This window comes from Brevibacillus sp. AG, from assembly GCF_028369215.1.
Classification (GTDB): domain Bacteria; phylum Bacillota; class Bacilli; order Brevibacillales; family Brevibacillaceae; genus Brevibacillus; species Brevibacillus porteri.
On record NZ_JAQMYO010000007.1, the window covers coordinates 326,316 to 348,239 of the forward strand.

Genomic DNA, 21,924 nt, shown 5'->3' on the forward strand with positions numbered 1-21,924 from the left:
CTCTCAATCAATCTCCTCGCTCTGCTCCTTGCGCATGGGCAAAATCAGCGTAAAAACTGATCCCTCTGACGTGCTTTTTGCGAGGAGGAGATCTCCGCCAAGAGCCTTCGCCATCATGCGAGAATAGGACAGCCCCAAACCGAGCCCACGTACTTTGTCTTTTTTATTGCTTCCCCGAAAGAAACGCTCGAACACAAGTGGCTGTTCCTTTGCGGGTATTCCCGGCCCATCGTCTTTGACGTCGATTCGTAAATCCGTGTCCGTCTCGTAGAGAGTGAGCGCTATGCTCCCATTCTCACCAACAGCCTGTTTTGCGTTGTTCAAAAGGTTAATCAAGATTTGCTGTACACGGCCCGGATCGACATAGATCATCGTCTGCTTTTCTAGAACCTCAACGGTAAACGTGACGTGACCGAGGTCGTGGACAATCCGCCATTGTGAGGCGATCTCGCGGATCAGCTTGTTCACGTTTTGCTCTTCCTGACAAACGGTGATCGCTCCTACGGCAAATGAATTGAAGTCTAGCAAATCCTCTACCATTTTTTGCAGACGCTTCGTTTCCTTCAAGCAGATTTCCAAAAACTCCTTCTGCTCCTCACCGGAAACCACCTCGTCGTTAATTGCCTGGATTAATCCACTAATCGACGTAACGGGGGTTTTCAGCTCGTGTGTTACTCCAGCCAAAAGCTCTGTTCGCATACTTTCCAGCTGCCGAAGACGGTCGGCCATTTCCGCAAACGTATGCACCAGCTCGTGAATTTCCTTTTCCTTGATCGTTTTATTGATCAAGACGTCGTAGTTTCCTTCTACGATCTGGCGAGCGGACATCACCACATTTTGAATCGGCTCAGACAGCTTCCGCGCATGAAAATAAATAACCGCCCAGCCAAGCACACCCAAACTGCCCAGCATGATAACCAAATATTGGATTTCTTCTTTACCTACTTTGATATCTGTTTCTGGGAAAAGCAAGATCACCTTGCCAATGACTCGATCATTGTATTCTAAATTTTTCCTCACTACATACAGTGTCTCACCTGACGGATGCCTCACTTTATCCCACCTATCTGCCTGCTCCAACAACTCAGGTGCTGCCTGCTGCAAGGGAGGGGGAAGCTTGGTTGGTCGACTGTAAACGACCTCTCCTTTTACATCTTCAATGAACAAAATCAGGTTGCGATCAACACCCATAAACTTACGCCGATTATCCAATACCTGATGAAGTTTTTCCCCCACCAAAATATTCCCAACATCATCGACGACTCGATCAGCCACTTCCTCTGCAAACAATCGCGTGACCTCGATCTGCTTTTCAATCGCAGCGTACTTGATCCAATAAGCAGAGACAGCCCCAATGATGAGCAACCCGATCACGAGGGTAAGCAGATAGCGTGTGGTCCAATAACGCAGCAGCGATACAGGCTCATTATTTTTTATAAACACAGAATTGATACCCAACCCCTCTTTGCGTCTTGATCTCGCCCTCATGAACCGGCCAATTCTCCAGAGTCTTTCTGACTCGCTTGATCGCCAGGTCTACGGCACGGTCACTTCCCCCGTAGTCTATTCCCCATACTTGTTCAATCAATTGCTCACGGGTAAAGGTCTGATTCGGATTTTGTGCCAGAAAAAGCAGCAAGGACAGATCGCGCGGGTGAAACGTCAGTTCGAGACCGTGCAACGTCACGTGATGGGACTGAAAGTTTATTTTCAAGCTTCCAAATAGTCGGGTCTCTTGATCTTTCACCAAAATAACAGAGCGCCGCAGCACCGCATTTACTCGCGCCACTACTTCGTCCGCGACAAAAGGCTTCGTTATGTAGTCATCTGCTCCTTGATTCAGTCCCTTGAGCTTTTGGTCTGTCTGGCCGAGCGCAGTCATGATAATGACCGGACAGGAGCTCTTTTCGCGAATATACTGGAGGATTTCCCAACCATTGCGTTCAGGGAGCATGACATCCAATAGAACCAAATCCGGCTTTTTTTCATCAAAAAGCTGCACGGCCTCGATCCCGTCATTCGCTTGCCAGACCTCATGCCCTGCCTTTTGCAAGTAAGCCTTCAGCACGCGCGATATCACTAGTTCATCTTCTACCAATAAAATACTTTTCATATCTTCCCTACCTGATTTACAGACATATAATCATTCCTATTCGCGAATTCTCGCATGGTCCTCTATACTCTACGTACTTCTATTCTATCAGTTTACAACCTTGTATTAAAATTTGCCTTTGATGTTTTTGGAAAATAGGAAAAAAGCCTTGCATCCCATGTAAAGGAGCAAGGCTTTTTTTGTGAGAAACGTCCCCACTATAGAGGAAGTTAATTAGATTTTGTCATCTTCGAAAAAGATTTCTTCATCGCTAGCATCAGCAGAGAAATCGTGCAGGTTGTCGCCATCCTCGTCAACGATTTCGCCATCAATGTCAGCATCATCGAACTCATCCCAAATGTCTTTTACTACACTTTCAACGAGGTCTTCGAAATCGGAATCATCCATATCATCGTACTCGTCTTGGAACTCATCCAGGTCAACCTCAATTTCTACATCGATATCATCTTCATCGCCCTTCAGCGTGAACTTCCACTCGATATCTTTGAAGTCATCGTAGTCCTTGTCGAGTTGATCTTCCAGGTCGTCCAGGTCATCTTGGACATCATCGTCATCATCTCTGTTGCTCTTGCTGTTTTTCAAATCAGTAATCTGTTTGTTCAGGCTGTCAATTGTGCCTTGCATGCTTCTGATTTGAGCATCACGTGCAGCCAACTCGTTTGCGTGTTGGGAGTTAGGCATGTCTTTTACCGTAACGGTGTACTTCGTGCCATCCCATGCTACATCCTTGTTGAATACGCCAGCCATCATGCGAAGTGGAATGTACGTGGTTCCGTTTACGATGAATGGTTCGATTGTAGTTGGAACAGCTGCGCCGTTATAAATAACTTTAATGTTGTTGTACTTAGCTTGCAGATTCTTCGTTCCAGTCGCTGCTTGAGAGCTCGTCGGAATAAGCGTGGTAGTCAGAATCAACGCTGAGGCAATCGCCAGATATTGCTTCTTGAACATAGAAAATCCTCCATTCTCCCGGTTGTCTATTTCTTTCGTGTCACTATGTACATTTCCTACTTTACCTATTGTTCGTGTCGAGAGTATGTCAACAATTGATTTTTTCCTTTCCAATTTGAGGGGATTTCTGTGACCAAAAGGACCAAAACAACCAATATGACCGCATTATTTTCAATTTTCCAGCCAATTTATACAATGCGAAAAAGAGGAATAAAGCGTTTTCAAAACCTGGAGGAGGAACGAATTTCATGCGGATCAACTTTAAAAATCTGACCGTACAGGTTGTAATTGCCATCATTCTCGGTATCTTAGTTGGTCATTTTGCACCCAAATTTGGCGCAGAGCTGAAGGTGTTGGCCGATATTTTTGTCAAACTGATCAAAATGGTCATCCCACCGATTGTCTTCTTCACTGTCGTAAATGGAATCGCCAGTATGGGAGACATGAAAAAGGTCGGAAAGATCGGCGGCAAAGCACTGCTCTATTTTGAAATCGTTACCACAATCGCATTGGCGATCGGACTGTTGGTTGTCAACCTGATCAAGCCTGGGGTAGGCTTTGACAAAACGGGTCTGACCAGCGGGGACGTCTCCAAGTACACGGAGGCTGCTGCTCAGAGTAACAACGGTTTTATTGATTTTATTACGGGGATCATCCCGGAAAATGTCGTCGGGGCTATGGCAAAAGGCGAGCTGTTGCCTATTCTGTTCTTCGCTGTCCTGTTTGGTCTCTCACTCGCTGCCATGGGGCAAGCGTCCCAGCCTGTCATCAAGCTGTTTGATAAGCTGGCACACGGATTTTTTGGTGTCGTCAACATGATCATGAAGGTTTCTCCGCTAGCTGCATTTGGCGCAATGGCGTACACGATTGGCAAATTCGGCATCGGTTCGCTGACCAGACTGGGCCTTTTGATGACGGCTGTCTACATCACGATGTTTTTGTTCATTATTCTCATACTGGGCGGGATCGCGCGCTACTACAAATTCAGCATCTTCGCGTTTATCAAATACATTCGAGAGGAAATCCTGCTCGTGCTTGGCACCTCCTCCTCAGAGTCCGCTCTTCCGAGAATGATGGATCGGCTGGAGAAGTACGGTTGCTCCAAATCCGTTGTCGGTCTGGTCGTGCCGACGGGCTACTCGTTTAACCTGGATGGTACCTCCATCTATTTATCTATGGCTGCCATTTTTATCGCCCAGGCCTATGGCATCGAGCTCAGCTTCTGGGAACAGGTCACTCTTTTAGGAATCCTGATGATTACGTCAAAAGGGGCTGCCGGTGTAACAGGTTCTGGTTTCATTACACTCGCCGCTACCTTGGCAGCCTTCCCAGTTATTCCGGTCGAAGGCATTGCGCTCTTGCTCGGCGTTGATCGCTTCATGTCAGAGGCTCGTGCCATTACGAATCTGATTGGAAATGGCGTAGCTACCGTGGTCATAGCCAAGCATGAAAATGAGTTCCATCCGGGACGCGTCCAACAAACAGACGAAACCGCCATCGAGTCGGACAACGATTCAGAAGCAAAACCGATCACGGCCTAGTCCATATAAAAAAGAGGTTCTCCTACTTCAGAGAGAACCTCTTTTTGCTTTAGTCATTTGGCCATGTCTTACGAAGCTCAACCTCGAATTGGCGCAGGTGATTAATTCGCTTCTGTGCTGCCTGATACTCCTCCTGCCAGCCCTCTTTCTCGCGCTCTCTAATCAGCTCCGCCTTTTTCTCCAGTTCCTTTACCTCATTGCGCAATGCGATCACGATGTCTAATAGCTCATCCATATCCATGGACCGCATGTCTTGAATAAAGACCCATTCAGCTTCTGTTAATCGATACTGTTTGTTCGCCATGTTTCATCATCCTTAAAATAACCTCTATACGAAGCCCACTCATGAGGAGTGACCTTGTTTTAGAGGAAAGTTAATATTCCTGTCCGTTTATAAGTGTGTCATTTTTTAATGAAATTGTTTCATTTTGAAGAAAAATGACGTCATTTCGTGTATAATAGTGGATGTAGGTATGAATGTCGACAATAATCCGCATAACAGGAGGGATTATTACTAAAATATCACCGGAATGGATATAATTCCAAATAATTATTGACGACTTGTTGCTCACTGAAAAAAAGAGCAGCTATCTATGCCAATACAGTGTTTTGCGCAAAGGAGGTTCTTATATGTTCTCTATTCGAGAATCCGATTTACCAGGAATTGGTAGGAAGTACCAGGTCGAAACCAGAAGTGGCGACAAGCTGGTTATCGTCATTCACGATGACGGCCGCCGGGAAATGTATCACTTTGACCGTGATGATATGGACGAAACAATCTCCATGGTTACCCTTGACGATGATGAGGCGAGACAAATTGCTGCCATCGTAGGCGGCTTGACGTACAAACCATCTGCACTGGAAACAGTCGAGGTTGCGTTAGACAAACTCATGATCGAATGGTACAAAATTGAATCGAACGCTCCTGCCATTGGCAAGACGATTGGGGAACTCAACATTCGTCAAGAAACAGGCGCTACCATCATCGCTGTTATCGAAAAAGACCATAAACAAACGATTAATCCCGGCCCCGAGTATGTCCTTTGTACAGGATCTACGTTGGTCGTTGCAGGTGAACGGAAGCAGGTGAAGGCTCTCAAGACTATTCTCAGCAACGGAGGTGAGTGATATTGGAGCACATCGTTTTTGAAGTCGGTCTTGCCCTCGCACTCATAGCAATTGCGGGGTTCCTCTCCATGAAGTTAAAATTCTCCATCGTACCCTTCTACATTCTCGTCGGGATGATCGTGGGTCCACACGCTCCCGACATCGGCTTGTTTGATCTCCGCTTTATTGAAAGCGCCCCGCTCATCGAATTTATGGGCAGACTTGGCGTACTCTTCCTGTTGTTTTACCTCGGACTGGAATTTTCGGTAGGCCGTCTGATCAAGGCTGGTCGATCCATTGCCGTAGGCGGTACGATCTACATCGTGATTAACTTTACCCTCGGCCTCGTATTTGGTTGGGCCGCTGGCTTCCCTCTCAAAGAGGTATTGATTATCGCCGGTATTACCACTATTTCCTCCAGTGCCATTGTGGCAAAAGTACTGGTGGATCTCAAACGTACAGCAAATCGCGAAACAGAGATGATCTTGGGGATCATCATGTTCGAAGACATATTCTTGGCCGTCTATATCTCGATCGTGTCCGGCTTGGTGCTAAGCGGTGCAACCTCTCTTGCTGGCGTACTCTCATCCGCATTGATTGCACTCGGCTACATGCTCCTCCTCATTATCGTAGGCCGCAAACTCGTACCTTTCCTGAATCGGGCATTGAACATCAAATCAAACGAAGTGTTTATGATTACGGTGTTTGCCGCTCTGTTTCTGATTGCGGGTTTTTCCGAAACGATCCATGTTGCCGAAGCCATCGGAGCTTTACTCGTAGGTCTCGTCTTGGCAGAAACACAACACATGAAGCGCATCGAGCATCTCATCTTGCCGTTTCGTGACTTCTTCGGAGCCATGTTCTTCTTCAGCTTCGGTTTGACAATTGATCCATTGGAGCTGGGTGGAGCCGTATGGTTGTCCATTGCGGCAGTCGCCATCACCCTTTTCGGTAACGTCGTAGCCGGACTTTTGGCTGGACGCAGTGCCGGATTGTCTCCCAAGGCTTCTACCAATATTGGACTAACCATCGTCTCTCGCGGTGAGTTCTCCATTATCATGGCTAATCTCGGAAAAGCGGGCGCACTCATGGAAATTTTGCAGCCATTTGCGGCTCTTTACGTTTTGATTCTCGCCATTTTAGGTCCATTGTTGACTAAGGAATCCAAGCATATTTACAAGTTGCTCAATACTGTGTTTCGTCTGGATCGAAAGGCACCACTCAAAGAACCAGATAACAAAGCAGACGCTGGATAATAGGAGAGACATGACTACCGACAGCAGATATGCCTGCTGTCGGTTTTTCTATTTGATCGCAGACAACATGTTCTCCATTATTTCTTCACTCATCGGGCCGATGTATTTATTCTGGACCACGCCGTTCGAATCAATGATGTAGCTGGTCGGAATCGAAATGGCTTTGTACACATTCGCCACTTCTTTCTCGGGATCGAGCAAGATTGGGAAGGTAATCCCATACAGCTTCACAAAATCCGCTACCGCTTCCGGGCTCGTCTCCGTATCAGTCAAATTGACCCCGAGAATAACTACGCCTTGTTCCTTATTCTCTTCGTAGTAACGCTGCATGTCCGGCATTTCTGCACGGCAAGGAGGACACCACGTCGCCCACAGATTGAGAATGACTTTTTTCCCCCGTAAATCGGACAGCTTGACCGTACCGCCACCTATCTGCTGCAGTTCAAAATCCGGAGCGGTATTTCCTTTTTCAATCCCAATCTGCCCGTTGCCTTGCTCGCCAGATGAAGCGATGGGCTCCTGCCTGTTCAAGAATTCCGCATCAAAAATGCCCCATCCCAAAAGCCCCAAGAGTACGACGATCGCCCATGCATTATGATATTTCTTCATCGGTCGTTCCCCCTATCGGCTTCACTCGTCTGGACAAAAAGAGCAGCAAGAGAGCGAATGCATAGTACATGAGCTGATAGCCGGAAAGTCCTGCAAACATAGATTCTCGATTCGGAACAAAAAAGTGCACATAGACTTGGCTAATGGCAAACCACATCACGGGTGCAAGCCAAGCCACAAGATGAATGAGTCCTTCCTTTGCCCGATGCAGCCACCAAAGAAAGAAGGCGCATATCGCGACCTGTTGTACGTGATACCACATGCTGCTCTGTTCTAACACGACCGTGAGCAGCTGGTAAACTCCAGTTGCAGCAAGAAAACCTATCGCCATCCCCAAGGCGACGAAATGAACAGGAATCGCTTTTTTGCGTACCGTCTTGGTGAGGTAGATGACAACTGCCACGACTGCCAGCATGGCTCCGTTTTCTCCCCCTGAAAAATAAAGAATGGACGAGGGATTTTCCACCACTTTTGAAAAATGAAACAGGACGTAGCTGAACTTCCAAACGAGAAATGCCAGCACCAGCGCATTACTCAACAGCTCAATAATGGCTGATTTCATTTTTCGGTTATGTGTAAGCTGAGCGGAAATGGCCACAAAGCCGAGCGAAAGCGAAACAATGACCGCCAGCATGCTCATTTTCAACAAAAAGGGACCCATTTGAAAAGCATCGGACATTTTCGTTTCCTCCTTCTAGAAAATGTCTTACTCTAAGGAAGACAAGTATCCAAACAATTATCACCATATCAGGAAATGGGGAATAAAGGAATGCTCACGAATATTTTTACTTTGCAGGAGCGCTATGCCCTTGCTTTTTCTACGCGAACAGAGCATCCACAAGTGCGCGTATATCGCGATGAATCGGTCCCAGACATGTATAGCCATAATTATACAGAAATTATGTCGATTCCCACGCAAGACTGGCTACGAGCTTACATTGAGCAAGAGCTAAGACATGCCAAAGACCAGCAGCTCGGCCACTTGAAGCTAGAACTGCACCCGTCGCTACCTTTTTCAGAAGAATTCGTGTCTTTTGCCACTCAGCTTGGGTTTGAAGTAAATACGATGCTGTACATGCTTGCACCGTTGGATGTTGCCGATAAACTGGCGCCGAATCCACAATGCTCCGTTTTACGTGGGGATTCAATCGAAGTCATGGAAGCAGGCATTCGCTGTCTTACTACTAGTGATTCCGTCACGATCAATCCTGATTTTGCTGTCCGAAAAGCGAACCGGAAAAAAGAGATTTATGAAAACGGCGAGATCATACCGTATGTATGCTTTGTCGATCAGGAGCCGGTCGGTGCATGTGAATGGCATCTTTACAAGGAGCTCGTTCGAATGGAGGAATTTTTTATACTGGATGACTGGCAGCGTAGAGGATTCGGCACGGAAATCATTCGGGTCATGATGCAGGACGCCAAAAAACTCGGCGCCACCCATATGTACTTGACGACCTATGCAGATGATACGCCGCAAGAAATGTACAGCAAGCTCGGCTTTCAAGAGGTCGTGAGGCATTTGGAAATGATCTGGCTAAAGAACTAAAAAAGCTCCCACCAAGTAGCTTAGTGAGAGCCATCCTATTTTCAGCGTTGATCTAGTCTTTTGTTAAGCAGCGCTTCTGCCTCCCGATCCCTTCGGTCGGTTTCGCCGTTTTTGGTCCATTGTAAAAATCGGTCGTCCAAAAGCTCTGCCAAGATTGCCCGTTTGTCCGCTTCGCTCACCGCCAGCGAGAGTACTTGTCTTCTCATGCTGCCGAGAAAAAGCGTGTAGTCCTCGTATTCCGGTCCCACCCACTCTTCGAGCTGGCGGCGCATTTTCTTCGCCAGACCCGGGTTGTTCCCACCCGTAGAGATAGCAATCTGCAAGTCTCCACGTGCAACGACGGATGGAACGGTAAAAGAACAGAGGTCTGGGCGATCAACGATATTGATCCACTGCTGCGGACGGCACGCTTCGTATACAGCCAGATTGACGGCGGGATCACTCGTCGCCGCGATAATGAGCACTGCCTCTCCTACGTCCTGTGGGGTAAAGGGTCGCAGTGCTACCATCAGCTTCTTAGCGTGTGCCCATTCAAGGATGGTTGCCGTACAGGAGGGACTCACAACGGTGACATCCGCACCAGCAACAAGCAGACTACCGATTTTCCGCTCGGCTACCTGCCCGCCACCGACCACCAAGCAACGCTTGTTTTGTAGATTGACCATCATGGCATAGTGCGTCACCAGCGTTCCCTCCCCTCGGCTTCCTATTGTTGCACTTGCTCCATTCCAAGCGTAGCTTCAAACCAGTTGATTTTCTCACGCATCTTCACGACATCACCGACCAAAATGATAGCTGGATTCGTGATGTGACTGTTTTGGGCCAAACGTTCCTCAATATCAGCCAAGGTACCCGTGACCACCGCTTGCTGCGGGAGTGTTCCCCAAGAGATGACAGCTACTGGCGTATGCGGATCGCGTCCGTGCTTGATTAACTGGGTGCGGATCAACGGCAGATTGGCTACCCCCATGTAAAAGGCAACGGTGTCGATGCCATTCGCGAGAGCACGCCATTTTTCTACAGCCAACTCCGGCTTGTCTTCTCGCAAATGTCCCGTCACGACAGCGAATGACGAGCCGTGATCGCGGTGTGTTACCGGAATACCCGCGTACGCCGAGGTTGCAATTCCAGCTGTTACTCCCGGGACGATTTCAAAGGCAATTCCTCGCTCAGCCAAATGCTGCGCTTCTTCTCCCGCACGACCAAACACGCAAGGATCGCCACCTTTTAACCGAACGACAACTTTTCCTTCCAGCGCCTTTTCCGCTAACAGCTCGTTAATGGATTCCTGTCTCATCGTGTGATGATCCGGCAGCTTGCCGCAGTAGATGCGTTCTGCCGTCTGTGGCGCATACTCCAGCAGAGCTGGATTTGCCAGACGATCATACACAACCACCTCTGCCTTTTGTAGACATTCCATTCCTTTTACGGTAATTAGCTTTGGATCGCCAGGGCCAGCTCCTACGAGATAGACTTTGCCCGCGCCGCTCATCGGTCACTTACTCCTGCTGATGCAAATGTCGCCATCTCACGAACCATCCGTGTCGCTGCTTCCACGATTGGAAACGCCAATGTTGCTCCGCTTCCTTCGCCCAGTCGCAAATTCAGGCTGAGCAATGGCTCCTTGCCTAATGCTTGCAGGACAAAGTCATGCCCCGGCTCCTCAGAACGGTGACCCGCGATCAAGTAATCAGCAACGAGTGGCTCCATGCGAACAGCCAGCAAAGCCGCTACCGTAGCGATAAAGCCGTCCAGCAGCACAGGGACACGGCGAGAAGCTGCTCCCATGATCGCCCCTGCCATTGCTCCGATTTCCAGTCCGCCGACTTTTGCCAAAACGTCCAATGGATTGGTTGCATCCGGGCGATGCAGCGCAAGCACGTCACGAACAACTGCCTTTTTACGCTGCCAGCCTGCGTCATCCAGTCCTGTTCCTCGTCCGACGATTTGCTCAGGAACAGCTCCAGTTAAGGCTGACAGAATCGCGCTGCTAGCTGTCGTGTTGCCAATCCCCACTTCACCGACGATCAGGACTTTGGCGCCTTCCCCGATAATCGCTTCTGCCATTTCAAGGCCAACTGCGATGGAGCGCTGCGCTTCGTCTGCTGTCATCGCTGCTTCTTTCAGCATATTGCCCGAGCCTGCTCTGATTCGCTTGTTGTAAACACCCGGTGCTTCGACCTCGACCGCTACACCGACATCTACGATTTTTTGGATGGCTCCGATTTGTCTGGCGAAGACGTTGACTCCAGCTCCGCCATGAACCATATTCAGCACCATTTGCGCTGTCACTTCCTGCGGATAGGCAGAGACACCTTCCCGTGCCACACCGTGATCGGCCGCAAAAACAAGCACGCCCGGCGGTGTCACAACAGGCATCGTCTCACCTGTCATCCCAGCCAGCTCAATAGCCAATTGCTCCAAGCGACCAAGGCTGCCAAGCGGCTTGGTCAACTGATCCACATGCTGTCTCGTTTGCTCACTTGCTTCCTGATTTCGTGGCTCAATCGCCGGATAAATGACTGACATTACACCTGCACCTCTTTTTCTTGAAAAGCCTTCATGTACTCTTCGATCGTATCCAACTTCACATGGCGACGAACGGTATCCGCCAACAGATCGTACCCCTGCTCTCGTAGAGCGACAAAGGATGGGCGATCCGTGATGGGTGGGAGACCTTTTTTCTCACGGATGGTATTCAGCAACAGAGTGCGGAAGTGGTCATTGTGAAACAGCCCATGAAAATACGTGCCGATCATCTGACGCTCCTCCTGACAATAGCCCTCCGTACGCCCCTCCATCTGGATAAAAGGAAACTCATTGCTCGAATAAGCAGATTGCCCCATGTGAATCTCGTAGCCTTCCACCGTCAGTTTTTCCTTCGCAAATACTGCTTCACCGCGGGACAAAACTGTCGTTTTCTTCTGCTCCATCGTCGTGATCATCGGGATGAGACCCAGCCCATCAAGCTGCTGCAACGGAGACTCGACCCCAGCAGGATCGTGAATAGAATCTCCCAGCATTTGATAGCCGCCGCACAAACCGACGATATACGTCTTCCCTTTATGATGAAGGTCTTTGACCGCCGCGGCAAGACCTGTCTCTCGCAGAAATTGCAAATCCTCAAGTGTATTCTTGCTGCCCGGTAAGACAATCAGGTCGGGTTCACCCAGCTCTTCCAAACGTGTCACAAAGCGCATCCGGCAATCCGGCTCTACAAAAAATGGGTCCACGTCTGTAAAGTTGGAAATTCGCGGGTAGCGCAAAACCGCAATGTCAATCTCTCGCGGTGTCTCACGCTGACCTTGATAACGGTGCAAAATCAGCGAATCCTCCGCATCGATCCACAAGTCTGGAATAAATGGCACGACACCAAGGACAGGCTTGCCTGTGTATTCCTCGAACCAGTCCAGCCCCGGCTGCAAAAGTGTCAAATCACCGCGAAAACGATTGATGATGACGCCAATCACGCGGTCCCGATCTTCGGGTTCGAGCAGCTGGAGGGTACCGACCAAGCTGGCAAACACACCCCCACGCTCGATGTCAGCCACCAAAATGACGGGCGCGTTCGTGAGACGAGCGACCCGCATATTGACGAGCTCGCGGTCATTCAGATTAACCTCTGCCGGACTGCCAGCTCCTTCAATGACGACCCGCTCATAGGAGCTGGCGAGTCGTTGATACGCTTCCTCAATGATCCGCAAGCCCTCGTGATAAAATTCCGTGCGATAGGCAAAAGCTTTCATGTTGCCATATGGCTCGCCGTTGACGACAATTTGCGATTCGGAATCTCGCGTCGGCTTGATCAAAATGGGGTTCATGTCGGTCGTCGCCAGAATTCCTGCTGCTTCTGCCTGAACGCCCTGTGCCCGGCCGATTTCTTTCCCATCTAGCGTCACGTAGGAATTCAACGCCATATTTTGCGATTTGAACGGAGCTGTCTTGTAGCCATCCTGGGCAAAAATCCGGCACAGCGCTGTAGCAATCGCACTTTTTCCTGCATCCGAGCTAGTACCTTGCACCATCAACGGGAGGGTTTTAGGCACGAGCGGCCACCTCCGCGCAACGGTTCAGCCAACGCTCAACCAGTTCGGGATTGGAGCCAAAATGCAAGTGAGTATAGCCTGCGACCAGATTCCCCTGGGCATAGCCCTCCGGCTTCGTACCGCGAAGTCCTTTTGTTTCGTAGGCTGTTGGTAATTGTTGATCCGAAGCATACGTCGAGTAATGGAATTCATGCCCTTTTGCATGTTCTTCGGTGCCGAGCAAGAAATTGCCTTCCTTGCCGCGCACTTCCCGATAGCCAAGCGCTGCAAGCTTTTTCTGCATGGTCACCTTGCCTGGGATGAGCCCCACCATCGGATAGCTGTCGCCCTCGGTCGTCACGATTGCCTCTGTCAAAAACATGTAGCCGCCGCACTCAGCCAAGGTAGGCAAGCCTTTTGTGATCGCAGATCGGATCGATAGTTTCACCGCTTCATTTTGCGATAGCTCTGCCGCAAATTCCTCCGGGAAGCCTCCCCCAATGTACAAGCCATCCGCGTCCTCAGGCACTCCCTCTCCGGCCAGTGGAGAAAAGAACGCGAGCTTCGCGCCATATGCTTCGAGCAGCTCCAAATTTTCCGGATAATAAAAATGAAAAGCAGGGTCCTTCGCTACAGCAATGGTGACATCGGCAGATGCTTTTCGCGGAGCAAACAACGTAGGTTCTGCTTGCAGCGGCTCTGCCTTTGCCAGCTCCCAGATTTGCTCCAAATCGACTGTCTCCGCAATCAGATCAGCCAGCTTTTCAAACAGCGGTGTCAGCTCTCCACGCTCAACAGATGGCACCAATCCGAGATGACGTTCCGGTATTTCCAGCTCGTTCTCCCGTTTCAGGTAGCCCACGACCGGAATCCCGCACTCCTGCTCGATCGCTGCCTTCACGATTTTGTGATGGCCTTCACTGCCGACCTTGTTCGCGATAACACCGACGATTCTCGCCTGTGGATTGAGCAGTTGAAAGCCTTTGACAATCGCAGCCGCACTGCGAGCCATGCTCTGACAATTGACCACCAACAGAACCGGGGAGCCAGTCAGGATGCTGATTTCGGCCGTGCTGCCTTTATCGCTGGTCGCTTCCTTGCCATCGTACATGCCCATAACGCCCTCGATAATCGAGATGTCTGCACCCTCGCTGCCACGGACAAAAATCTCTTTCACGATCTCGTGCTCCAGCATAAAGCTGTCCAGATTGCGCGAAGCTCTCCCCGTTACAGCCGTATGATACGTGGGATCGATGTAGTCAGGTCCGCACTTGAAGCCCTGTACGGTATGCCCTTTTCTTTTCAGAGCAGCCATCAGTCCGATGGTAACGGTTGTCTTACCCGCTCCACTGCCTGTTCCGGCAATCACAATACGGCGGCTATCCGTCATGCGCGCTCCTCCTCATGATAGGGCATCAATCCGACCGAAATGGTGGTGTTGCCCGACTTCTTCTTGGTCAAAACGAGTTCGTCTGCGCCAGCATACAGCTTCGCGGCGGGCTCGCTTACTCCGTACGCTCCAGTGAATTTGAAGACGGTATCAGACGGATCGCTGATTTCTACCTGATTCAACTCTTCAGGCGAATACCAGACGAATGGCCAGCCGTATTTTTCGCAAACGGCGATCAGACCCGCTTCATCCTTTTTCAGCTCGATGGTCGCCAATGCTTTTACACTTTTGATTGAAAATTGCAGTTCATCCAGCGTTTCCTTGATGACTGCCTCGATCTCCTCTGCGGAGGTTCCACGGTTGCAGCCCATCCCGAGCACGATGACCTTCGGACGATAAAGGACACCGTTGTCCAAAATCGATTGTTCCTCCGGTGTGAGCAAGCGATGAGAAACGACTAGAGCAGCTTGCGGCTGATCGGCTTTTGCCTCAGCGATTGTCGCGTATTCCTTGATGGATGGTGGCATCGGTGTGTCATGCATCCACCAGTCACGTTCACCGGATTCATTGATGACAGCTACGCGCTCCTCATTTACGACCGAAGCACTGACAGGGGTCAGCTTTTCAGCGGAATCCCACTCCCAGCCAAAACGTCTACCGAATAGATCGACCGGAATCGTCTTTTGTACGTCAGATGCTGTCGTGATAATCGGACGAGCACCCATGACTGCCGCTACCTCGCGAGCCAGCTCATTGGCACCGCCCAAATGACCGGACAGCACACTGATGACATTCTCCCCACGGTCATCGACGACGACGACACCCGGGTCTTTCTTTTTATCTTCAAGCAAAGGTGCGATCATCCGAATAACCGCACCCAGAGAAATAATGATGATTAAACCTTTATAAGCAGGCCAGAGAGCTGGAAACAGCATCCGCACGCTGTTTGAAAAAAGCTGGATGCCGCGCGCTTCCTCGTCTCCCCGCTCGAACTTGCTCATGTAGTACAGATCTGTTCCAGGAAATTTTTGTGCCAAATCACGCGCCATCTCTACTCCGTGCTTGGTGATGGCGACGATCGCATAGTCTCCGCGCTGTTCGATGACAGGGATTTCTCCCTCGATCAGTTCGATGATCTTCATTATTCCTTCACACCTTTTCTGAACCCGTGTGTAAAGGTTTTGTCGTACAGCTTGGAACGGTACTGCTCGCTCTTGTCGTGGATGTTCGGGTCCAATGCCCAGCCAGCCAAAATCATTGCGTGTTTGCGAATGCCGTTTTTCCCCATGTCTTCGTCCAAGTTTTTCAACGTCGTGCGAACGATCAATTGATCCGGCCAGCTCGCACGTTGTACGACTGCGACAGGTGTGTCCTCGCTCCAGCCAGCTTCGACCAGCTCGCGGACTACTTTTTTCGTCAAAGTCGCGCTAAGGTATAGAGCCAACGTGCAATGATGCTCAGCGAGTGCACGCAGTTTTTCTCTTTCAGGCACTGGTGTGCGACCTTCCGCGCGGGTGAGGATGATCGTCTGTGTCAGATCAGGAATCGTCAGCTCGGCTCCTACTGCTGCCGCTGCCGCAAATACGGAGCTCACACCCGGTACGATTTCTACCTCGATGCCTTTTTCCTTTAACAGTGCGATTTGTTCCATGATGGCGCCATAAATCGATGGATCGCCCGTATGCAGGCGTACGACTGTTTTTCCACTGCTAATCCGGTCTACCAACTGCTCTACCATTTCTTCCAATGCCATACCCGAGCTTTGCAGTACTTCTGCTTCGGGGTTGCCCATAGCTACCAATTCCTCATTCACGAGAGAGTCGGTATACATAATGACGTCTGCCTTTTGCAGCAGCTTCAAGCCTTTTACCGTAATCAAATCAGGGTCGCCGGGACCCGCTCCTACTATGTACAGTTTCATTACTTTTTCACCACCATCAGTGTAAGATAGCTAAGCTCTGCCCGCTCCAGTTCACGCATATCGGTCCAAACCATTTCCTCGGAGGAAGTAACCTTGGTTGCTACCGCTGCCTTATCAGCCAGCCCCATTTCTTTCAGCAAGCCAATGATCATTGGCAGTACTTTTGCTACCTTCAGGAACACGACGGTATCGTGGTTCTCAAGCGCTTTGCGCATGGCTTCCTTGTCTTCTGTTGCCGGGATGATTCCGATCTGCTCGTCGCCATCCGCCAGTGGCAGATTGAAGCGGGAAGCTGCTCCCAAAAACGAAGACACACCTGGCACCGACACGACTGGCACTTCCGGATGCTCCTCATGCATGACGCGCATCATGTGGATAAACGTGCTGTAAAACATCGGATCGCCTTCCGTTACAAAAGCGACGTCCTTGCCTTCAGACAAACGCTCCCAGACGATCTCCACCGTGTTGTTCCACTCGCGCTCCAAAATTTCTTTGTCCCGCGTCATCGGGAATACGAGTCCGAGCATTTCCTTGTCTGGGGACTGCACATACAGCTCCGCAATTTGATGTGCGTAGCTTTTGCTGCCCATCCGTTTTTTCGGGTACGCAATCACTGGCGATTGCTGCAATAGACGAAATGCCTTGACGGTAATCAATTCAGGGTCGCCGGGACCTACGCCCAGTCCGTACAATGTTCCGATCTTAGTCACTTGATGTCTCCTCCTTGTTCTTCTGCCTGCTTGGCCCAAGCCGTAATGATGTAGATCGGATTCAATGCTTCAAAGCGCGTCAGGGACAAAATCGGCTTGCTGCGCGATAGCTGCGCCAGTGTCACCGATGTCTCGAATCCTTCCTGCGCGAATGCTTGTGTCGCTTCGTACAATGTCTCAATGGTCGCTGCGTTCACCACAATCCGGCCATTCGGGCGCAGTCGTGTGCAGCAGATATTCAACAGCTCACGCAATTCTCCACCGCTACCCCCGATGAATACAGCGTCCGGGTCTGGGAATTGATCGAGGCCATGTGGGGCGCGTGCATTGACCACTGTCAAATCCGTGCGAAACTTCGCCATGTTCTGGCGGCAGTTTTCCAGATCGTCCGCGTTCTTCTCTACGCCGTACACTTCACCCTCACGCGCAATTCGTGCCGCTTCAATGGCGACAGAGCCTGTGCAGGTGCCGATGTCCCAGACGATGCTTTTGGCATGCAATTGCAGCTGGGCAATGCTTAATATACGCACTTCTTTTTTCGTAATGAGTCCCTTGTCCGGCTTGCGCTGAGAGAACTCCTCGTCTGCGATTCCGAACGGCCATACCGGGCTTGGACGGCGTTTTTTCAAAATCACGACATTCAGATCAGAAAAGACACCCTCCGCCATTTCCTCAAGGGAATACCAGCCCGTCCGCTCTTCGGCACTGCCCAGATTCTCCGCCACAAACGCATCGTACTCAGTCATCTGAAACGAAAGGAGGTACTTGGCAATCGCTGCTGGCGAGTTCTCCCGATCCGTCAACAGTGCGACCTTTTCCTTTCCGTCGATCCGCTGTGCCAGACCTTTGATACTACGCCCGTGTACACTGGCAAGTGTCGCATCCTGCCATGCTTCACCCATTTTGGCAAAAGCGAGCTGAATGGAGCTGAGGTGCGGGTAAATCTCCACGTTCAGTTTTTTGGCAAGCAAGCTGCCGATGCCGTAAAAGAGCGGGTCACCTGACGCTAGAATGACCGTCTTGCGCGTTTCTGTGCGCAGCTCCTCCACCATGGCAGTCAGACCGCCCTTCAGCACACGCTTTTCCCCTGTATACTCCGGGAAAAAGCTGAGGTGTCGCTCTCCTCCAACCAACAGTTCACTTTCTTCTATCCAAGTCCGGTACAACGGCAGCAGGCTCTGCTGTCCATCATCCCCGATTCCAATTACTTTCATCGCCTGTGTCATTGATCGTCACCCTTCCCAACAGGGACCCTTTCATTGTGATGATGATGGTTTCAACCTCGATGCCGCCGCCCACTTCCTTTAGTGCAGCGCGACAGCAGTTTTCGCACATGATCTCGAAAAAGGCGGGCGTGTCCACCATCATATCGCCTACCTGTGAAGCGGTGTTGGCTCCCAAAATTTCGTCAATACGCTCCTGCGAAGCTCCCGCATCTGCCGCCATTTGGGCGAGGAAGCCGAAGTCGACGGGTGCGCTTTTGGAATGAACCATCATGACGCCCTGCGCTACCTTGGAAAACTTGCCCATCATCCCGACCAAGGTCACTTTGCGCATCTTTTTGTTTTTGCACTGCTTGAGGGAAAAGCCGACGAAATCGCCCATTTCCACGAATGCTTCTTCCGACAGCTCTGGATAAGTAGCGACCCCGTAGGATTCACTCTTTCCACCCGTCGACAGCACAATATGATCGCAGCCGGCTTCCTTGGCGACGTTGACCGCTTGCGCTACGCTTGCCTTGTAGGCAGAAGTGGAAAACGGCACCACGATTCCACGCGTCCCCAAAATGGAGATGCCGCCGAGTATGCCGAGTCGTCCATTCAATGTTTTTTTGGCGATTTCCTCGCCCGCAGGCACGGAGATGACGATTTTGATCCCGCGCTTCGTCCCGTACTCATCCAGAACAGCCTGCGCGGTTTCCCTGATCATTTTGCGCGGGACGGGATTGATCGCTGCCTCGCCAATCGGAACGGGCAAACCTGGCTTGGTCACCCGTCCCACACCGAGTCCGCCATCCAAAATAATGCCGGGCTCATCCGACCATTCTACGGTAGAAAGGATAAGGGCACCGTGTGTCGCGTCAGGGTCGTCTCCTCCATCCTTGATCGTGCCTACTGTCGCCCTCTCCAATGAAAATTCACAGCTCTCCATCTGAAAGGTGACGTCCTCGCCGATTGGCAGGCGAATCGTCGCTTGGCTTTGCTCTTCCTGAGTAATCAGCGCGATCAAAGCAGCCTTGGTCGTCGCCGTTGCACATGATCCAGTCGTATATCCGTGGCGGAGGGGTTTTGCCTCTTTTTCGTCCGTTGCTGCTTTGGCTGCCATCTGCTTAGCCCAACCGTTCCGCCATAATCGAAATGGCATTCAATGCTGCTACGGTTACTGGGCTTCCGCCTTTACGTCCCATGTTCGTGATGAATGGGATATCGAGCTTCGCCAGCTCTTCCTTGGATTCTGCCGCAGATACGAAGCCAACTGGCATCCCGATGACGAGTCCTGGCTTTGCTTCGCCTTCCTTTACCATACGGATCAGCTCCAGGAGTGCTGTAGGTGCGTTTCCGATGCAAAAGATTCCACCATCTGCTTCCTTGATCGCTTTGCGCATGGAAATGATCGCGCGGGTCGTATTCAGACGCTTCGCCTCTTCCATCACATCGCGGTCAGAGATGTACACCTTTACTTCTCCGCCGAATTTTTCAATTCGGTTTTTGCTGATGCCGACTTGCACCATTTGTACGTCTGCTACGACGATTTTGCCGCTGCGGATTGCTTCGATTCCCGATTTTACTGCGTTCGGGTGGAAAACAAGGCTGCGTCCAAGGTCAAAGTCTGCGGATGCGTGGATGACGCGTTGTACTACCGGATATTGTTCTTCCGTAAAAGAATGCTCGCCCAGCTCATCTGTAATGATTTGAAAGCTCAATTCCTCAATCTCTTGCGGTTGTACGGTCATTGGTTTAAATTCCGTTTTGAAATCCATGGTTAGTTTCCTCCAGTCGCTTGTTTAAGTTCGCCCAGCACGCTTGCGTAATCGGAAAACTTCGTTCCATAATCGATCTTCGGACGACCGATGACGATTGTTTCGATGCCCATTTCCAGTGCCGCTTCCACCTTTTCGTCAAAAGCGCCTACCTTGCCACTCTCCTTGGTGATCATCAGCGTAACACCATAATGATCGTAGAGCGCTTTGTTCAGCTCCTTGGAAAAAGGACCTTGCATCGCGACGATGTTTTTTTGCTCGACACCGAGCTCTTCGCATTTCTGCATATTGTCAAGACGCGGCAGCATTCGGGCGACCACCGTAGTATCCGGCAGGCCCAACAGACGATCCGTGAACGTTTTCAGCGTCTTGCTTCCTGTCGTCAGCATGATGATGCCACGCTTTTCTGCCGCCAACTCAGCCGCTTGGACGTAGTCTTCTACTACAATCAGCTTCTCGCTGCCCGGTGAGGAGAGGCTTTCACGCTCGTAGCGAATGTAGGGGACTCCCGCGCCCTGTGCTCCTGCCATGGCGTTTTTGGAGGCTTCCTCTGCGAAGGGATGACTCGCGTCGACCACGCATTGCACGGCTCTCTCTTGAATCAGCTGCTGAATATCTTCGGCGGTCAGGCGTCCGACCTGGACAGGCACGCCCGCCTCCTCCATGCTTTTCGCAGCATTGTCAGTGACGACCGTCGTCAACAGCTCGTAGCCCTTGTCCTTGATTTGCAAAGCCAACTCGCGCGCGTCGCTCGTTCCAGCCAGTACCAGAATCATGCTGTCTCCCTCCTACTTGGTAACGTGGTCGTGCTTGTGATCATGCTTGTGGTCGTGGTCATGATCGTGATCGTGGTCGTGGTCGTGGTCATGGTCATGGTCATGGTCGTGATGATGATGATGGTGACCATGGTGGTGATGATGTCCATGCTCGTCATCGTGGTGGTGATGGTGATGGTCGATGTGCTCCATCGCTGCCAGCCTGTACTGACAGGTATCACAGTTCAGCTTCACTTCCCCTTGCAACGCTTCCACCACACGATCCTTGAGCACTTCTTTCAACAACGGATGGAAGCCAAAATACTCGGCCATTTCGAACTGGGCTTCTGGATATTGCTCACGGAACTTCTCCAGCTGATCGCTCATCCGTTTGATCAACACACCCGTGAACAAGAAGTACGGCAAGAGAACAATGCGCTTCGCACCCAACTTCAGGCAACGCTCAACGCCTTCGTCGTACAGCGGATACGTCACGCCCATGAAGGCAGTCTCTACCCACTTGGCTTTGTAGCGCTCCCAGAACAGTCGGGACATTTTGTAAATATCGCTGTTAGCATCTGCATCGCTGCTGCCGCGTCCGATTACGAGTACAGCCAGGTCATCATGGTCTTCCCCGGAGGCAAAGCCTGCCCCTTCCATACGCGCGGTCAAAATATTGATCACTTCGTCGTGAATGCCGATCGGGCGTCCGTAGATGAACTGAACGTGTGGGTGCAGCTCCTTTGCCTCGTCGATGGCAGCTGGAATATGAATTTTTGCATGTCCGGCAGAGAACAGAATGATTGGAATCACCGCCACGCGGGTTGCCCCCCGTGCCACGCATGTATTCAATCCTTGCAGCATGTCAGGACGGGCAAACTCCAGAAAGCACGTCTCGATTATCGGAACATCCAAGTCAGGCGTTAGTGTCGCCACAAACTGGCGAATCTCTTCATTACCTTCCGGGTCCTTGCTTCCATGACCTACAAATAATACTGCGTCCATTTTATATCCCCC

The 21,924-nt window shown here is 50.7% G+C and carries 23 protein-coding genes; 4 read left to right on the forward strand and 19 right to left on the reverse strand.

Annotated elements, in window-relative coordinates; all coding sequences use genetic code 11:
- Nucleotides 1-3 precede the first annotated feature (3 nt).
- The 3 genes from POF51_RS20285 to POF51_RS20295 form a co-directional block, all read right to left on the reverse strand.
- The gene (locus POF51_RS20285) at nt 4-1,458 is read right to left on the reverse strand and encodes a HAMP domain-containing sensor histidine kinase (protein ID WP_069846267.1); all 1,455 of its coding nucleotides are present in this window, start codon (nt 1,456-1,458) and stop codon (nt 4-6) included.
- Nucleotides 1,427-2,113 carry a response regulator transcription factor gene (locus POF51_RS20290; RefSeq protein WP_017247369.1) on the reverse strand — a complete coding sequence of 229 codons (687 nt, stop codon included), beginning with the start codon at nt 2,111-2,113 and terminating at the stop codon, nt 1,427-1,429. Before POF51_RS20290 ends, POF51_RS20285 begins: the two co-directional genes overlap by 32 nt.
- 213 nt (nt 2,114-2,326) lie before the next feature.
- The gene (locus tag POF51_RS20295) at nt 2,327-3,064 is read right to left on the reverse strand and encodes a copper amine oxidase N-terminal domain-containing protein (protein WP_069846269.1); all 738 of its coding nucleotides are present in this window, start codon (nt 3,062-3,064) and stop codon (nt 2,327-2,329) included.
- A 248-nt stretch (nt 3,065-3,312) separates the two neighbouring features.
- On the opposite strand from POF51_RS20295, the gene POF51_RS20300 reads away from it, so the two are divergent.
- On the forward strand, nt 3,313-4,605 hold the full coding sequence (locus POF51_RS20300) for a dicarboxylate/amino acid:cation symporter (RefSeq protein ID WP_106836450.1): 1,293 nt from the start codon (nt 3,313-3,315) through the stop codon (nt 4,603-4,605).
- Nucleotides 4,606-4,654: 49 nt separating this feature from the next.
- Here POF51_RS20300 and POF51_RS20305 read toward each other — a convergent pair whose 3' ends face one another.
- Nucleotides 4,655-4,909: a hypothetical protein gene (locus POF51_RS20305; protein WP_017247372.1), complete on the reverse strand. Its 255-nt coding sequence runs from the start codon at nt 4,907-4,909 to the stop codon at nt 4,655-4,657.
- A 326-nt stretch (nt 4,910-5,235) separates the two neighbouring features.
- Between POF51_RS20305 and POF51_RS20310 the strand changes: the two genes are divergently transcribed.
- Complete coding sequence (locus POF51_RS20310) at nt 5,236-5,733, forward strand: cation:proton antiporter regulatory subunit (protein ID WP_069846275.1); 498 nt, start codon at nt 5,236-5,238, stop codon at nt 5,731-5,733.
- Nucleotides 5,734-5,735: 2 nt separating this feature from the next.
- Nucleotides 5,736-6,968, forward strand: coding sequence for a cation:proton antiporter (locus POF51_RS20315; RefSeq protein WP_271755990.1), 1,233 nt, complete (start codon nt 5,736-5,738; stop codon nt 6,966-6,968).
- 48 nt (nt 6,969-7,016) lie between these two features.
- Here the strand turns inward: POF51_RS20315 and POF51_RS20320 are convergent, their stop codons facing one another.
- Both POF51_RS20320 and POF51_RS20325 read right to left on the reverse strand, forming a co-directional pair.
- A complete protein-coding gene (locus tag POF51_RS20320; protein ID WP_069846276.1) occupies nt 7,017-7,577 on the reverse strand; it encodes a peroxiredoxin family protein in 561 nt (186 codons plus the stop codon).
- Entirely contained in the window at nt 7,561-8,256 is a 696-nt protein-coding gene (locus POF51_RS20325) for a hypothetical protein (protein ID WP_069846277.1), read from the reverse strand. Before POF51_RS20325 ends, POF51_RS20320 begins: the two co-directional genes overlap by 17 nt.
- Before the next feature lie 90 nt (nt 8,257-8,346).
- Between POF51_RS20325 and POF51_RS20330 the strand changes: the two genes are divergently transcribed.
- Nucleotides 8,347-9,126: a GNAT family N-acetyltransferase gene (locus tag POF51_RS20330; protein WP_271755991.1), complete on the forward strand. Its 780-nt coding sequence runs from the start codon at nt 8,347-8,349 to the stop codon at nt 9,124-9,126.
- 41 nt (nt 9,127-9,167) lie between these two features.
- On the opposite strand, the gene POF51_RS20335 is transcribed toward POF51_RS20330, so the two are convergent.
- Genes POF51_RS20335 through POF51_RS20395 form a run of 13 tightly spaced genes read right to left on the reverse strand, consistent with a single transcriptional unit; the run spans nt 9,168 to nt 21,912 of the window.
- Complete coding sequence (locus POF51_RS20335; protein WP_139135919.1) at nt 9,168-9,809, reverse strand: precorrin-2 dehydrogenase/sirohydrochlorin ferrochelatase family protein; 642 nt, start codon at nt 9,807-9,809, stop codon at nt 9,168-9,170.
- A 23-nt stretch (nt 9,810-9,832) separates the two neighbouring features.
- Complete coding sequence (gene cobA, locus POF51_RS20340; protein ID WP_271755992.1) at nt 9,833-10,618, reverse strand: uroporphyrinogen-III C-methyltransferase; 786 nt, start codon at nt 10,616-10,618, stop codon at nt 9,833-9,835.
- The gene (cobT, locus tag POF51_RS20345) at nt 10,615-11,655 is read right to left on the reverse strand and encodes a nicotinate-nucleotide--dimethylbenzimidazole phosphoribosyltransferase (RefSeq protein ID WP_271755993.1); all 1,041 of its coding nucleotides are present in this window, start codon (nt 11,653-11,655) and stop codon (nt 10,615-10,617) included. Before cobT ends, cobA begins: the two co-directional genes overlap by 4 nt.
- Nucleotides 11,655-13,172, reverse strand: a complete 1,518-nt coding sequence (locus tag POF51_RS20350; RefSeq protein WP_069846285.1) for a cobyric acid synthase — start codon at nt 13,170-13,172, stop codon at nt 11,655-11,657. Before POF51_RS20350 ends, cobT begins: the two co-directional genes overlap by 1 nt.
- Entirely contained in the window at nt 13,165-14,541 is a 1,377-nt protein-coding gene (locus POF51_RS20355; protein ID WP_069846288.1) for a cobyrinate a,c-diamide synthase, read from the reverse strand. The genes POF51_RS20350 and POF51_RS20355 overlap by 8 nt, the downstream gene beginning before the upstream one ends.
- Complete coding sequence (locus POF51_RS20360) at nt 14,538-15,683, reverse strand: cobalt-precorrin 5A hydrolase (RefSeq protein WP_069846290.1); 1,146 nt, start codon at nt 15,681-15,683, stop codon at nt 14,538-14,540. Before POF51_RS20360 ends, POF51_RS20355 begins: the two co-directional genes overlap by 4 nt.
- The gene (gene cobM, locus POF51_RS20365; protein WP_069846293.1) at nt 15,683-16,462 is read right to left on the reverse strand and encodes a precorrin-4 C(11)-methyltransferase; all 780 of its coding nucleotides are present in this window, start codon (nt 16,460-16,462) and stop codon (nt 15,683-15,685) included. The genes POF51_RS20360 and cobM overlap by 1 nt, the downstream gene beginning before the upstream one ends.
- Nucleotides 16,462-17,172, reverse strand: coding sequence for a precorrin-2 C(20)-methyltransferase (cobI, locus tag POF51_RS20370; protein ID WP_069846295.1), 711 nt, complete (start codon nt 17,170-17,172; stop codon nt 16,462-16,464). The genes cobM and cobI overlap by 1 nt, the downstream gene beginning before the upstream one ends.
- Nucleotides 17,169-18,398 (reverse strand): bifunctional cobalt-precorrin-7 (C(5))-methyltransferase/cobalt-precorrin-6B (C(15))-methyltransferase, encoded by a 1,230-nt coding sequence (locus POF51_RS20375; RefSeq protein WP_069846298.1) that lies wholly within the window; start codon nt 18,396-18,398, stop codon nt 17,169-17,171. Before POF51_RS20375 ends, cobI begins: the two co-directional genes overlap by 4 nt.
- Nucleotides 18,361-19,497 carry a cobalt-precorrin-5B (C(1))-methyltransferase gene (locus tag POF51_RS20380; protein WP_017247387.1) on the reverse strand — a complete coding sequence of 379 codons (1,137 nt, stop codon included), beginning with the start codon at nt 19,495-19,497 and terminating at the stop codon, nt 18,361-18,363. Before POF51_RS20380 ends, POF51_RS20375 begins: the two co-directional genes overlap by 38 nt.
- A 4-nt stretch (nt 19,498-19,501) precedes the next feature.
- Nucleotides 19,502-20,152 carry a precorrin-8X methylmutase gene (locus POF51_RS20385; RefSeq protein WP_017247388.1) on the reverse strand — a complete coding sequence of 217 codons (651 nt, stop codon included), beginning with the start codon at nt 20,150-20,152 and terminating at the stop codon, nt 19,502-19,504.
- 2 nt (nt 20,153-20,154) lie between these two features.
- Nucleotides 20,155-20,928 (reverse strand): precorrin-6A reductase, encoded by a 774-nt coding sequence (gene cobK, locus POF51_RS20390; RefSeq protein ID WP_017247389.1) that lies wholly within the window; start codon nt 20,926-20,928, stop codon nt 20,155-20,157.
- A 12-nt stretch (nt 20,929-20,940) separates the two neighbouring features.
- Complete coding sequence (locus tag POF51_RS20395; RefSeq protein ID WP_069846301.1) at nt 20,941-21,912, reverse strand: sirohydrochlorin chelatase; 972 nt, start codon at nt 21,910-21,912, stop codon at nt 20,941-20,943.
- Nucleotides 21,913-21,924 lie beyond the last annotated feature (12 nt).